At 75.0% G+C, this 13346-nt stretch carries 12 protein-coding genes; 3 read left to right on the top strand and 9 right to left on the bottom strand.

Translation table 11 applies throughout. The features are described from left to right. Positions 1-68: 68 nt before the first annotated feature. The 6 genes from QA634_RS33485 to QA634_RS33460 form a co-directional block, all read right to left on the bottom strand. Positions 69-746, bottom strand: coding sequence for a carbonic anhydrase (locus QA634_RS33485; RefSeq protein WP_012336262.1), 678 nt, complete (start codon positions 744-746; stop codon positions 69-71). Positions 747-844: 98 nt separating this feature from the next. Further along, complete coding sequence (locus QA634_RS33480) at positions 845-1354, bottom strand: NUDIX hydrolase (RefSeq protein WP_012336261.1); 510 nt, start codon at positions 1352-1354, stop codon at positions 845-847. After that, complete coding sequence (locus tag QA634_RS33475; RefSeq protein ID WP_012336260.1) at positions 1351-2088, bottom strand: DUF429 domain-containing protein; 738 nt, start codon at positions 2086-2088, stop codon at positions 1351-1353. Before QA634_RS33475 ends, QA634_RS33480 begins: the two co-directional genes overlap by 4 nt. Before the next feature lie 18 nt (positions 2089-2106). Then, positions 2107-2763: a thioredoxin family protein gene (locus QA634_RS33470; RefSeq protein WP_012336259.1), complete on the bottom strand. Its 657-nt coding sequence runs from the start codon at positions 2761-2763 to the stop codon at positions 2107-2109. An 8-nt stretch (positions 2764-2771) separates the two neighbouring features. Further along, positions 2772-4976, bottom strand: a complete 2205-nt coding sequence (locus tag QA634_RS33465; RefSeq protein ID WP_012336258.1) for a protein-disulfide reductase DsbD family protein — start codon at positions 4974-4976, stop codon at positions 2772-2774. Between the two features lie 145 nt (positions 4977-5121). Further along, complete coding sequence (locus tag QA634_RS33460; RefSeq protein ID WP_012336257.1) at positions 5122-5430, bottom strand: hypothetical protein; 309 nt, start codon at positions 5428-5430, stop codon at positions 5122-5124. A gap of 126 nt (positions 5431-5556) precedes the next feature. Here QA634_RS33460 and QA634_RS33455 point away from each other — a divergent pair, with 126 nt between their 5' ends. Then, complete coding sequence (locus QA634_RS33455; protein ID WP_012336256.1) at positions 5557-6621, top strand: SDR family oxidoreductase; 1065 nt, start codon at positions 5557-5559, stop codon at positions 6619-6621. Positions 6622-6682: 61 nt separating this feature from the next. Here QA634_RS33455 and mutL read toward each other — a convergent pair whose 3' ends face one another. From mutL to QA634_RS33440, 3 genes are all read right to left on the bottom strand, one after another. Beyond that, on the bottom strand, positions 6683-8608 hold the full coding sequence (gene mutL, locus QA634_RS33450; protein ID WP_012336255.1) for a DNA mismatch repair endonuclease MutL: 1926 nt from the start codon (positions 8606-8608) through the stop codon (positions 6683-6685). An 81-nt stretch (positions 8609-8689) separates the two neighbouring features. Next, on the bottom strand, positions 8690-9991 hold the full coding sequence (locus QA634_RS33445; protein ID WP_012336254.1) for a Gfo/Idh/MocA family protein: 1302 nt from the start codon (positions 9989-9991) through the stop codon (positions 8690-8692). A 234-nt stretch (positions 9992-10225) separates the two neighbouring features. After that, on the bottom strand, positions 10226-10438 hold the full coding sequence (locus QA634_RS33440; RefSeq protein WP_012336253.1) for a hypothetical protein: 213 nt from the start codon (positions 10436-10438) through the stop codon (positions 10226-10228). Positions 10439-10577: 139 nt separating this feature from the next. Here QA634_RS33440 and QA634_RS33435 point away from each other — a divergent pair, with 139 nt between their 5' ends. Both QA634_RS33435 and QA634_RS33430 read left to right on the top strand, forming a co-directional pair. Then, the gene (locus QA634_RS33435) at positions 10578-11792 is read left to right on the top strand and encodes a putative DNA modification/repair radical SAM protein (RefSeq protein WP_012336252.1); all 1215 of its coding nucleotides are present in this window, start codon (positions 10578-10580) and stop codon (positions 11790-11792) included. A gap of 4 nt (positions 11793-11796) precedes the next feature. Next, complete coding sequence (locus tag QA634_RS33430) at positions 11797-13278, top strand: UdgX family uracil-DNA binding protein (RefSeq protein ID WP_012336251.1); 1482 nt, start codon at positions 11797-11799, stop codon at positions 13276-13278. Positions 13279-13346 lie beyond the last annotated feature (68 nt).

The following is a 13346-nucleotide window of genomic DNA, read 5'->3' as shown; positions in this document are numbered from 1 at the left end:
TCACCGGTCCGGCGGCAGGATTGAGGCGGGAACGCGAGCCTCAGCCAGATCCCCGCGAGCCGTTGCGCTCAGGCGCCGGTCTCCGTCTCCTGGCAGCGGATCAGCCGCGTCGGGCTCACCTCCGCCTCCGGCACCGCCAGCCGGAACGCGCCGGTCTCGGGGTCGCGCACCCGCAGCTGGCCGGTCGCGATGCCGAAATGCGCCCCGTGCAGCTGGAGCCGTCCCCGCTCGACCAGGATCTTCACGCAAGGGAAGGTCATCAGGTTCTTGAGGCTGTTCGCCACCGTGGCGTATTCGAGCCGCTCCAGGTAATCCCCCCCGTCGCCGGGACCGAGCCGCTCGGCGGCCGGGGCGATCAGCGACACCCAGCGGCCGATGAAGTCGCCCGGCGAGAGCGGCGCCGCGTCGTCCGCGAAGGCCCGCACGCCGCCGCAGCGGGCGTGCCCCAGCACCACGATGTGCTTCACCTTGAGGGCCTGGACGGCGTATTCGAGCGCCGCCGAGGTGCCGTGATACTCGCCGCCCGTCTCGAAGGGCGGCACGAGGTTGGCGACGTTGCGCACCACGAACAGCTCGCCCGGGCGCGCGTCGAAGACCACCTCGGGCGAGACCCGGCTGTCGCAGCAGCTGATCACCATGATCTCGGGGCTCTGGCCCTCCGCGAGGGATTCGTAGCGCCCCCGCTCCCGCGCGAAGCGGTCGTCCAGGAAGGCGCGGTAGCCTTGGGTGAGGATTTCGGGAAGCATGGGCGGGCTCGTCGTCGAAGAGGGGGATGCAAGTGGCACGCCTGCCCGGGGCGCCGCCCCGGGACCCGGCGGAGGGATCTCTCCCTGTCCAAACCCAACTAGGCGGCCCCCGGCCCCCAGGCGAGGTGGACTTCCGTCACCGCCTCGCCCGCCAGGATCCGGCGGGCCAGGGCCGCGAGGCCGGCGGGCTCCACGCGCTCGCGCGTCGTCTCCAGCGCGTCGAGGGACCACCAGCGGGTGCCGAGCACCGGGTTGTCCTCCGTCTCGGCGAGGCGCGCGGTGTCGATCGCGTCGCTCGGCAGCCGCACCACGAAGTAGCGCTCATGGGCGATGCGCGGCTTGGTGAACAGGGTGAAGGGCCCGTCGCAGCGCGCGACGAGGGGGCCGAGCGGGGCGTTCTCGACCCCGATCTCCTCGTGCAGCTCCCGCCGGCAGGCCTCCTCGGGCGTCTCGCCGGGCTCGATGCCGCCGCCCGGCATGAACCAGAAGCGGCGCTCCCCGGGCCGGGCGGGATCGACGTCCCGCACCGCCTGGTAGGCGATGAGCAGCAGGCGGTCCTGCGGGTCGAAGACCAGGGCGCGGGCGATGTCGCGGGTCGGCAGGGTCATGGCGAGGGCTCGTCGGGCAGGAGGGTCCAGATCGCGGCGGGCAGGCCGTGCGCGTCGCGCTCCGGCGGATCGGGATAGGACAGGGCGCGCCCGCGCGCGATCCCCCGCGCCACCACGAGCGCCGCCAGCGCGTCGAGGAGGTCGTCGGCCCTGGCGCCCCGCGGCGGCGGGCCGGCGATCGCCGCCTCCGGCAGCCCGGCGCGGGCGAGGAGGGCCCGCCGGAGGGCCGCGCCGCCCTTCGTGCGCTTCGCCTCCGGCAGGGGCGCGCCATTGAGCACCGCGAAGGCGAGTTCGGGATGCACCTCGCGGACGCGCTCGCGCAGCTCCGCCCGCGCCCGCAGCAGCGCGTCGACGGCGCGGATGCGCGGGAACAGGGCGTTGGCGGGCGGGGAGGGCGCGAAGGGCTGGCGATCCCCCTGCCGGGACAGGGCGATCGCCGCCGCGTAGTCCGGCGCCTGGACCACCGCGCGGGACGAGGTCGGGAAGACCGAGGCCCGGCGGGGCCCGAGCAGCGGCCGGACCAGCTGCTCGGCGAGGCGGCCGCCGGCGCCGACGCGCTCCGGCAGGCCGATCGGGATGTCGATGGCGACGATGGCGGGCGCCTCGGGCCCGTCGCAGAGCGACGCGAGATCCGGCAGCACGCGCAGGCGCACGGGGGCGCCGGCCGCCAGGGGCTGGAAGGCGGCGATCCAGCCGCCCGGGCAGCCGTCGACGCCCGCGACCCAGGCCGTCATCGCCGCGGGCGCGTCACCTCAGGAGGCGTACTTGACCGAGCAGCCGTAGGGCCGCGCGGACTTCACCGTGACCGGCTTGCCGGCCGCGATCTCGGTGAGCGCCGCGTCGACGAGGTTGTGCGCGGTCCCGAGATCGGCGGGGTTCACGGAGGGCTTGTCGTCGATGCCGCCCATGTAGGCCAGCTCGCCGTCGCCCCGGATGACGAACATGTGGGGCGTCGTCTGCGCCCCGTAGGCGCGCCCCATCCGCCCCTGCGGATCGAGCAGCACGGCGGTCGGGACGGCGCCGCGCTCCGCGTTCAGGCGCTTGGCGCCGGCACCGTCCAGCGCGCCCTGCTCGCCGGGGGCCGAGGAGATCACCGCGAGCCAGACCACGCCCTGGCCGGTCCACTTCCTCTGCAGGGCCTGCATCGCCTTCGCCCCGTAGTGCTTCTGCACGAAGGGGCATTCGTGGTTCGTCCATTCGAGGACGACCGTCCTGCCCTTGAAGTCGTCGAGGGAGACGGTGCGCCCGTCGGCATCGCTCGCCTGGAAGGCGGGGGCGGGCCTGTCCACCACCGGGGCGGCGGCGGCCGGGCCTGCCAGGGTCAGCAGGGCCGTCAGGGCGGCCGCCGCGAGAGCGGGCACCGCGGAAGCGGCCGGCGCGCAGGCGGCCAAGCGGGTCGTCGGCTGCATCGGTCGGGTCACTCCTTGGCGGGCGAGGCGGCGCCGAGGGCGGCGGCGCGCCGCGGCGGCGCGACCCCGTCGAGGGCCGCCAGCAAGCTGGATTCGGTCAGGATCTGCGGCAGCACCTGCGCGTCGCCGGGGCCGCGATAGAGCAGGTAGAGCGGCACGCCCGACCGGCCATGGGCCTCCAGCACGCGGGTGATCTCGGGGTTCTGGTTGGTCCAGTCGCCCTTCAGGTAGGCGATGTTCCGGGCCCGGAAGGCCTCCCGCACGGCGGCGGTGGCGAGCGAGGTGCGCTCGTTGACCTGGCAGGTGATGCACCACGCCGCCGTCACGTTGAGGAAGACCGGCCGTCCCTCGGCGAGGAGCCCGTCGAGCCGCGCCTGGGTGAAGGGCTCCGGCCCGCCGGCGACCGTCACCGGGGCGGCCACCGCCCGGTCCCGGTCGAGGGCGGCGGCGATCATGCCGAGGGCAACCACGCCGACGAGGGCCGCCGCCTGCGCCAGCCTCCGCCCGACCGGCCCGGCGGCGCGGGCGCGATCGAGGACGAAGGCGCAGAAGCCGATCAGCACGAAGCCGATGAGCGCGAGGAACAGCCCGGCCGGGCCGACCTGCTGGCTCAGCACCCAGACCAGCCACGCCACCGTCGCGTAGAGCGGGAAGGCGAGGAAGCCCTTGAGGGTCTCCATCCAGGCGCCGGGCCGCGGCAGGCGGCGCAGGCCGGCGGGCCACAGGGTGAGGAGCAGGAAGGGCAGGGCGAGGCCGAGGCCGAGCGCGGCGAAGATCGCGAGGCCGAGGGCGGCGCCCTGGGTCAGCGCGAAGCCGACCGCCGCCGCCATGAACGGCGCCGTGCAGGGCGTGGCGACGATCGTGGCGAGGACGCCGGTGAAGAACGAGCCTTCGAGCCCCGCCCGCCGGGTCAGCCCGTCGCCGAGCCCGACGATGCCGCCGCCGATCGGCAGCGCCCCCGACAGGCTCAGGCCCATCGCGAAGAGCAGGTAGGCGAGGCCCGCCACCACCAGGGGCGATTGCAGCTGGAAGCCCCAGCCGATCTGCGCGCCGCCGGCCCGCAGCGCGATCAGGAGCCCGGCGAGGCCCAGGAAGGCCCCGAGCACGCCCGCCGTGTAGGCGAGCCCGTGCCGGCGCAGCTGCGCGGCGCTCTCGCCCGATTGCCGCACGAGGCCGAGCACCTTGATCGACAGGACCGGGAAGACGCAGGGCATCAGGTTGAGGAGGAGGCCGCCGAGGAACGCGAGCAGGGCCGCCTGCCAGAGGCCGGCCGGCGCCTCCCCGGCGGGCCGCGGCGCCGCCTCGGGCGGGGCGGCGGGGGCGGGCCCGGCGCTTGCGGGCGCCGCGCTGACGGGCGCGGCGGGCGCCTCCCCGAGGGCGAAGGCGTGGCGGACCGGGCCGTCCGGCGCGTCCTCGGTCAGGGTCAGCACGCCGTCGAGGCGCCCGAGAGGCCCGGCGGGCGCGAGGTTGCTGCGCGTCAGCGCGACGTGGAGCCCGGCCGCGTCGACCGCGACCTTCTGGGGCGCGGCGTGCGTGATCGCGGCCTCCGCGTACGGGAAGAAGGCGAGGTCGCGGATCGAGCCCGGCTTCAGGCCGGGCGCGTCGAGGTGGAGGGTGAGGGCGTCGCCGTCCTCGGTCAGGCGGGAGGGCCAGGGCGAGGGTTTCGGCAGGGCGGCGCGGGCGGCCGCGAACCGGTCGCGCTGGCGCGGGTCGGGCCGCGGGCTGATGCCGGGCGGGGCCACCGGCAGGGTCGCGGCGACGAGCGCCTCGCCCGGGATGCATTCCCGCTCGCAGACGAGGTAGGAGACCTTCGCCCGCACCGTCACGCCGGCGCCGTCGAGGCGCGCGGGCGGGGTCAGGGTCGTGGTCAGGACGGTCTCGCCCTCGTAGCCGAAATTGACGAGGTCGCCGACCGGGATGCGGGACGGCGCCGGCCACGCGATCGGCCCGGCCTCGAAGCCCTCCGGCAGGGTCCAGGCGATCTCGGGGGCGAGGCCGGAATCCCCGGGATTGCGCCAGTAGACGTGCCAGTGCGGCTTCATGGTGAGCCGCACGCCCACCGTGAAGGGCTCTCCGGGCGCCACGGCGCTCGGCTCGGCCACGAGTTCGGCCCGCACGAGGTCGGCGTATCGCGGGTTCGCCCGCGGCGCCTGGGCGGCGGCGGGGAGGGTGAGGGCCGCGAGGGCGAGGAGCAGCGACGGGAGACGGTGCATCGGAACCTTCCGCGGTTCAGATAGCCGGACTCCGTGGCCGCGGCGAGGCGGCGGGGGGACGCGTTTGCGTGAGCGCGGGCTCCGCTCACGCCGGGACGAGGCCCGCGCCGGGAGGGCAAGCCCCCCGCGGCGCGCGGGCCGCCGCCTACTTGTGCGGGTTGCCCGAGGCGCTGCCCGGGCCGGTGCCCGGGGCACCGCTGCCGGTCGGGTGCTGGCTCACCGAGGTGCTGTTCGGCCCCATATTGCCGCCGCTCGCGCCCTGGGTGCCGGTCGAGCCCATGCTGCCCGGATTGTTGCCGCCGATGCCGCTGCCCGGCGGCTGGCTCGACATGCCCGAACCCGTGTGGCTCGGCGCCGCCGGGGCGGCGCCCGAGCCGTTGTTGATGCCCTGCGCCAGGACCGGCGCGGCGAGGAGGGGGAGGGCGGCGAGGGCAACGAGGATCGGCTTCGTCATCTGCGGGACTCCGTGAGGTCGTGACGGGCAACCGCAGGCGGGCGGCCCCGTTCCGGCCGCGGACCCGGCACCCATCCGCCGCACCCCGCGTTGTCGGGGCATTCCCCCGAACGCTCGGCAGGATCCATGACCCATTCGGCACTGGTGGTCGGCGCCAGCGGCATCGTCGGCAGCAACCTCGCGCGGCACCTCCTCGGCGAGGGCTGGTCGGTGGCGGGCCTCGCCCGCCATCCGCCGGGCGAGATCGCGGGGCTGCGCCCCGTCGCCGCCGACCTCCTCGACCCGCGCGGCCTCGCGGCGGCGGTGGCGGATCTGCGCCCGAGCCACGTCTTCTTCGCCACCTGGTTGCGGCAGGCGACCGAGGCCGAGAATATCCGGGTCAACGCCGCGATGATCCGCCACCTCCTCGACGCGCTGCGCCCCGCGGGGGGCCTGCGGCACGTCGCCCTCGTCACCGGCCTCAAGCACTATCTCGGCCCGTTCGAGTCCTACGGGACGGGCCGGCTGCCGCCAACGCCCTTCCGGGAGGAGCAGCCGCGGCTTCCCGTCGAGAATTTCTATTACGCGCAGGAGGACGAGGTCTTCGCCGCCGCCGCGCGGGACGGGTTCGGCTGGAGCGTGCACCGGCCGCACACGATCATCGGCTTCGCCCTCGGCAACGCCATGAACATGGGCGTGACGCTCGCGGTCACCGCCACGCTCTGCCGCGAGACCGGCCGCCCCTTCGTCTTCCCGGGCTCGGCCGCGCAGTGGAACGGGCTCACCGACGTGACCGACGCCCGGCTGCTCGCCCGTCACCTCGCCTGGGCCGCCACGAACCCGGCCGCCCGCGACCAAGCCTTCAACGTCGTGAACGGCGACGTCTTCCGCTGGAGCTGGATGTGGGAGCGCATCGCCGGCTGGTTCGGGATCGCGCCGGCGCCCTTCCCCGGCGAGGTCACGCCCCTCGCCCGCCAGCTCGCCGATGCGGGCCCGCTCTGGGCCGAGATCGCCCGCCGGCACGACCTCGTCGAGCCGGATCTCGGGCGGCTGGCCTCGGCCTGGCACACGGATGCCGATCTCGGCCGGCCGATCGAGGTCGTGACCGACATGGCGAAGAGCCGCCGCCTCGGCTTCCTCGACTACCAGCCGAGCGACGACTCCTTCTTCGACCTCTTCGCGGCCCTGCGGCGGGCGCGGGTGATCCCGTGATCCGAGATCCGACGGATTGCGTCGCCATGCGGATGTCGGCGTCGCTCACGCGCCGCGCGGATCAGCGCCGCCCGAACAAGCGCTCGATGTCGTGGAGCTTCAACTCCACGTAGGTCGGGCGGCCGTGGTTGCACTGGCCCGACAGGGGCGTCGCCTCCATCTCGCGCAGGAGCGCGTTCATCTCCTCGGGCCGCAGGCGCCGCCCGGCCCGGATCGAGCCGTGGCAGCTCATCCGCGACAGCACCGCGTCGAGGCGGCGCGCCAGCGGGTCGGCGCCGCCCTCCTGCAGCACGTCGACCACGTCGGTGAGCAGCGCCCGCACGCCGCCCCCGGCCAGAGCCGCCGGCACCTCGCGCACCAGCACCGCCCCGTGCCCGAAACCCTCGAGCACCAGGCCGAGCGCCGCGAGGTCCTCGGCCGCCTCGGCGAGGCGGTCGGCCTCGGCGGGGTCGAGTTCCACCACCTCGGGGATCAGCAGGAGCTGGCGGGCGATGCCGCCCGCTTCGCGCTCGCGCTTGAGGCGCTCGTACACGAGGCGCTCATGGGCCGCGTGCTGGTCGACGATGACGATGCCGTCCCTCGTCTGCGCCACGATGTAGGTCTCGTGCAGCTGCGCCCGGGCGGCCCCGAGGGGATGGGCGGGGGTCTCCGGCGCGGGCGGCCGGGCCTCGGCGGCGGGCGGCAGCGCCTCGGCGGCGAAGCTCGCCTGGGCGGCCTCCGCGAAGCCGGGCGGCGGCCCGGCCTGTGCGCCGAAGGGCTCCCGACCGTCGGGGCTCGGGCCCGGCCCGTCCTGGGCGAAGGGCCCGTCCTGGGCGAAGGGCTCGGCCCGGCCGCCGCGCGGCGGATCCGACCGGCGGGCGTCGGGGGACGCGCTGCGGGCCGCCAGCGGCGCTTGCATCGGCAGCGGCGTCTGGGCCGGCCGCAGGCTCTCCAGGGTCCTGGCCGCGACGCTGGCGGCGCTGCGCCCGCCCTCGCGGCGCAGCGCCTCGTGGATCGCGTTGACGATCAGGCCGCGCACCAGTCCCGGCTCGCGGAAGCGCACCTCGGTCTTGGCCGGGTGCACGTTCACGTCGACTTGCGTCGGGTCGCAGGTGAGGGCGAGCGCCAGCACCGGGTGGCGGTCGGAGGCCATCACGTCCGCGTAGGCGCCGCGCACGGCGCCGAGGAGCAGGCGGTCGCGCACGGGCCGGCCATTCACCACGAAATGCATGTGGGTCGCCGCCGCCCGGTGGAAGGTCGGCAGGCCGACATGGCCGTCGAGGGCGAAGCCCTCCCGCTCCAGGCTGAGCGGCGCGGAATTCTCGGCGAAGTCCGGGCCGAGCACGGCCGCGAGGCGCCGGAGCCAGGAGCCCGGCCCGGTCTCGGCCGGCAGCACGAAGCCGCCTCCGCCGCTCTCGCCCCGCAGGGTGAAGCGGATCTGCGGGTGGGCGACGGCGAGGCGCCGCAGGATCTCCGCCACGGCGCCGGCCTCGGCGCGGTCGGATTTCAGGAATTTCAGCCGCGCCGGCGTGGCGGCGAAGAGGTCCGTGACCTCGACCCGGGTGCCGCGCTCGGCCGCGACCGGCCGCACCGGCCCCCTGATCCCCGCATCGACCACCAGGCCGTGGCCGCTCGCGGCCTCCGCCGTGCGCGAGACCAGGGAGAGCCGCGCCACGGCGCCGATCGAGGGCAGGGCCTCGCCGCGGAAGCCGAGCGTGTCGATGCGGTCGAGGTCGCCGTCCGGCAGCTTCGAGGTGGCGTGGCGCTCGACCGCGAGGGCGAGATCCTCCGCGCTCATGCCGATGCCGTCGTCGACGACCCGGATCAGGCGGCGCCCCCCGGCCTGGATCGTGACCTCGATGCTGGTGGCGCCGGCATCGATGGCGTTCTCGACCAGTTCCTTGACGGCGGCAGCGGGCCGCTCGACCACCTCGCCGGCCGCGATGCGGTCGACGAGGACCGGATCGAGGCGGCGGACGACCGGGCGGGCGGGGGGCGCGACGAGCATGAGCGGAATATAGGCATGCGGGCGGCCGCGCGCGACCGCCGCCCGGCGGTCCGGCGACGGGGGGAGCCGCGATCGCCCGCCTCAGCTCGCCTCGTCGGGCTCCGGCCCGCGGGTCAGGTCGAGCGGCCCCTTGCGCAGCGGGCGCTCGGGCGGCTTCAGGGTCAGCGTCCCGCCGCTGCGGGCCGCCTCGTAGATCGCCTCCATCAGGAGGTGGTCCTGCAAACCCTCCTCCCCGGGCGTGTGCGGCGTGCGGTTCTCGCGCACGCAGGTCGCCATGTGGTCGATCTCGCGGGCGAACTGGTTGTGGACCGGCAGCGCGCGCTCCTCGCGGGCCTCCGCGCGGCCCTCGCGATGGTGGAGGATCAGGCGCTGGCCCTCATACGCGAAGGCGTTCTCGAGGGTGATCGCCCCGGTTTCGCCCTGGACCGAGAGGCGGCGGGTCTCGTGGGCGCCGTAGCTCGTCGTGCATTGCGCGATCACGCCCGACGGGAAGCGCAGGGTGAAGGCCACCGTCTCCTCGACCTCGCGGTAGAGGGGATCGTCCGGCGGCGAGTGGATCTGCGCCTGGACCGAGACCGGCTCCTCGCCGGTGAGCGCCCGCACCCCGTTGAGGCAGTAGAGGCCGATATCCGGCAGCGCCCCGCCGCCCGCCAGCGCCCGCCTGAGGCGCCACTGCTCGGGCAGGCTCATGGTCTGGGTGTTGATCGCCTCGATCAGCTTCGGCCGGCCGAGCGCGCCGCCGCGGGTGAGGCGCGTGACCTCGCGGTTGTGGGTCTCGTACTGGCAGCGATAGGCGATCATCAGCTTGACGCCGGCCGTGGCGCAGGCGTCGATCATGGTGCGGGCCTCGGCCGAGGAGGCCGCCATCGGCTTCTCGCACAGGACGTGCTTGCCGGCCGCGGCGGCGGCCAGCACGTGGTCGCGGTGGAGCCCGTTCGGCGTCACCACGTAGACCACCTGCACCTCGGGATTGGCCCGCAGCGCCGCGAACCCGTCATAGCCGTGGACGGCTTCGGGCCGGACGCCGTACTGGGCCGCGACGAGCTTGGCCTTGTCGGGGCTGCCCGAGACCAGCGCCACCAGCCGCGCCTTCCGGGTCTCGCCGAAGGCCGGCAGGATCTCCTCCAGGCTGAGTCGCCCGAGGCCGACCACCGCGAATCCGACCCGCTCGGCGGGCAGCAGCGGCGCGCGCGGCGGTGCGCCCGGCCGGTCGGAGGGCCCGCGCCAGTTCGGGAAGGTGACGCGGCCGTTCTCCACCCGCCCCGTATCGACGGGGGCTTCGGCGCCCTGCGCGCCGCCCATCGCGGCGAGCGTCGCGCCCCCGGCCAGCATCAGGGTTCGGCGCGAGAGGAGGGTCAGGTCGTCCGGCATGCGGCTCGCCATGGTGGTTGCGGGATCGGCGGCCAACGTCCCCCCGACGGGCGCGGTTCCGGCCGCGCGGAGCGCCGCTCCGGACGCGCGAAGGACCGCCCGGGGGCGGTCCTTCGGTCCTGAGCATCATGCGCCGGAGCGGTCACCTTTTCGGCGGCGAACCGAAGGACCGCGTCAGCAAAAATGTTGCAAGAACAAGAGCTGAGCGGAGTTGCCGGGCGCAACTCCGCTTCGCGGGCGGGCGGCCTACTCGCCGGCCATCATCTGGGGCGAGTAGTGGCCGCACCAGTCGGAGGCCGAGACGACCGGCCAGAGGCCGTGCCCCTGCGGCTCGGGCTGGCTCACCGGCGGGTTGAAGCGGCACAGGCCCTCGTCGCCCTGGGGCCGGCCCGCATTGAGCTTGCGGGTGTCGTAGTAGCGGCAGCTCTGGCAGGCCATGCCGGTCTCGGAACTCGCCATCTGCATCTCCGTGATTGGAATTCTTCCAGAGAACGGACGCCGCGGCCGGCCGGTTCCGCAGCGCCGCGCGACCGCGCCCGCGGCGCGGGCGCCAAAAGGTCGCCTTGAACAAACAGGGAACAGCGCGCAGTCTCGGCGCATGGACGACCGGCTCGCCAAGAAGCTCACCATCCTCGCCGACGCGGCGAAGTACGATGCCTCCTGCGCCTCCTCGGGGGCGCCGAAGCGCCGCGCCGCGGCCGGGGAACTCGGCTCGACGACGGGGGCGGGGATCTGCCACGCCTACACGCCGGACGGGCGCTGCGTCTCGCTGCTGAAGATCCTGCTCACCAATTACTGCCTGTTCGACTGCGCCTATTGCGTGAACCGGCGCTCCTCGAACGTGCGGCGGGCCGCCTTCACGGTGGAGGAGGTGATCACCCTCACGGTGGAGTTCTACAAGCGCAACATGATCGAGGGGCTGTTCCTGTCCTCGGGGATCGTCCGCTCGCCCGACCACACGATGGAGCAGCTGATCCGGGCGGCGAAGGGCCTGCGCCAGCGGCACGGATTCCGCGGCTACATCCATCTCAAGACGATCCCGGAGGCCAGCCCCTGGCTGATCGAGCAGGCGGGCCTCTACGCCGACCGGCTCTCGATCAACCTCGAACTCCCCACCGAGGCGAGCCTGGAGCGGCTCGCCCCCGAGAAGGACGGCGCCGCGATCGAGGCCGCGATGGGCCAGATGCGCGAGCGCATCGCGCAGGGCAGGGCGGAGAAGCGCCGCTACGCCCCGGCCGGGCAATCGACCCAGGTCATCGTCGGGGCCGATTCCTCGACCGACGCCGCCCTGATCCGCCGCAGCGCCGCCCTCTACGCCAGCCACGACCTGCGGCGCATCTACTACTCGGCCTTCAGCCCGATCCCGGACGCCTCCGCGATCCTGCCGCCGCAGGCGCCGCCCCTCGCCCGCGAGCACCGGCTCTACCAGGCGGATTGGCTCCTGCGGTACTACGCCTTCGCCCCCGAGGAGGTGGCGGACGCCACCGAGGCGGGCATGCTCGCCCTCGACATCGACCCCAAACTCGCCTGGGCGCTCAAGCACCGCGAGCGGTTCCCCGTCGACGTCAACCGGGCCGACCGGGACTTGCTGCTGCGGGTGCCGGGCCTGGGCGTGCGGGCGGTGGACCGGATCGTGGCGGCGCGCCGCCACACCCGGCTTCGCCTCGCGGACGTGGCGCGGCTGACCTCGGGCCTGAAGCGCGCGCGGCCCTTCCTGATCGCCGCCGACCATGCCCCGACCCGGCTGACCGACCGGTCCGACCTGCGGGCGCGCCTCGCCGAGCCGCCGCGCCAGCTCTCCCTGTTCGGGTGAGGCCGTGCGCAGCATCCCGCTGAGGCCCGGCGCCGACCTCGAAGGGTTCCGGGCCGCGGTGCGCCGCCTCGCGGCGGAGGAGTGCCCTCCCGAGGCGGTGACCTTCACGCAGGGCGGGGCCCCCGGCCTGTTCGGGCCCGAACCCGGCCTGTTCGGGGCCGAGCCCGGCCTGTTCGGGGCCGAGGCGGCGCGCGCGTCCGAGGAGGCCGGGCCGGCGCCCCCGCTCGCCCTGCCGCGGGCCGTGGCGGCGCTGGTGCCCGCGATCGTGCCCCACCGGGACGAGGCGCGCTACGCGCTGCTCTACCAGCTGATCTGGCGGGTGCGGCGGGGCGAGCGCCACCTCCCCGAGGTGGCGAGCGATCCCCTGGTCCACCGGCTGACGCGCATGCGCCGAGCGGTCGCGCGCGACCTGCACAAGATGCACGCCTTCCTGCGCTTCCGGCGCGTGCCCGGCGAGGGAGAGCGGGAGCGCTTCGCCGCGTGGTTCGAGCCCGACCACCACATCCTGGAGGCGGCCGCGCCGTTCTTCGTGGCGCGTTTCCCGGGCTTCGACTGGTTGATCCTGACGCCCGAGGGCTCGGCCCACTGGGACGGCGCGCGCCTGCGCTTCGGCCCACCCGAGCGGCGCGAGGCGCTGCCCGCCGGCGACGCCTTCGAGGCCGGCTGGAGCGCCTATTACGCCAGCACCTTCAACCCGGCCCGGACCAACCTCGCGGCGATGCGGGCGGAGATGCCCAAGAAGTACTGGCGCAACCTGCCCGAGGCGGCGGCGATTCCCGACCTCGTGCGCAACGCGCGCCGCCGCGTCGCCGCGATGATCGAGAGGGAGCCCGCCATGCCGCGGAAACGCACGCCCACCCGCGCCCTCGACGCCATGGCGGCGCAGGGACCGGAGGATCTCGAGGCCCTGAACGCCCTGATCCGGCGCTCCGAACCGCTGGTGCCGGGGGCGACGCAGGCGGTGCTGGGCGAGGGACCGGTCGGCGCCGCGATCGCCTTCGTGGGCGAGCAGCCCGGGGACCAGGAGGACCGGCTGGGGCGGCCCTTCGTCGGCCCGGCGGGGCAGCTCCTCACCCGGGCGATGGAGGAGGCCGGCCTCGCGCGTGGTTCCTGCTATCTCACGAATGCGGTCAAGCACTTCAAGTTCGAGGAGCGCGGCAAGCGGCGCATCCACCAGAAGCCGACCGCCGGGGAGGTCGCGCATGGCCGCTGGTGGCTCGACCGGGAGCTCGGCTTCGTGCATCCGCGCCTCGTCGTCGCGCTCGGGGCGACGGCGGTGCTGGCGCTGACCGGCAAGGCGATCCCGATCACCCGGGCCCGCGGCCCGGCCCGGTTCGACGGCAAACCCTATGCGGGCTTCGTCACCGTGCACCCCTCCTACCTGCTGCGCCTGCCCGAGGAGGCGAAGGCCGAGGCCTATGCGGGTTTCGTGGACGATCTGCGCCGGGTGCGAATGCTGGCGCAGGAACTCGCCGGGGCGGCGTAGGGGCGGAGCGCGACGCGCCCGGGGACTTGAGCCAGGGACTTGGGCCAGGGACTTGCGCCAAGGACTTG

Origin of the sequence: Methylobacterium sp. CB376, from assembly GCF_029714205.1 — a bacterium.
Lineage (GTDB): Bacteria > Pseudomonadota > Alphaproteobacteria > Rhizobiales > Beijerinckiaceae > Methylobacterium.
Note: the sequence above shows the minus strand (reverse complement) of the source record. Positions and strands in the feature narration are given on the sequence as shown.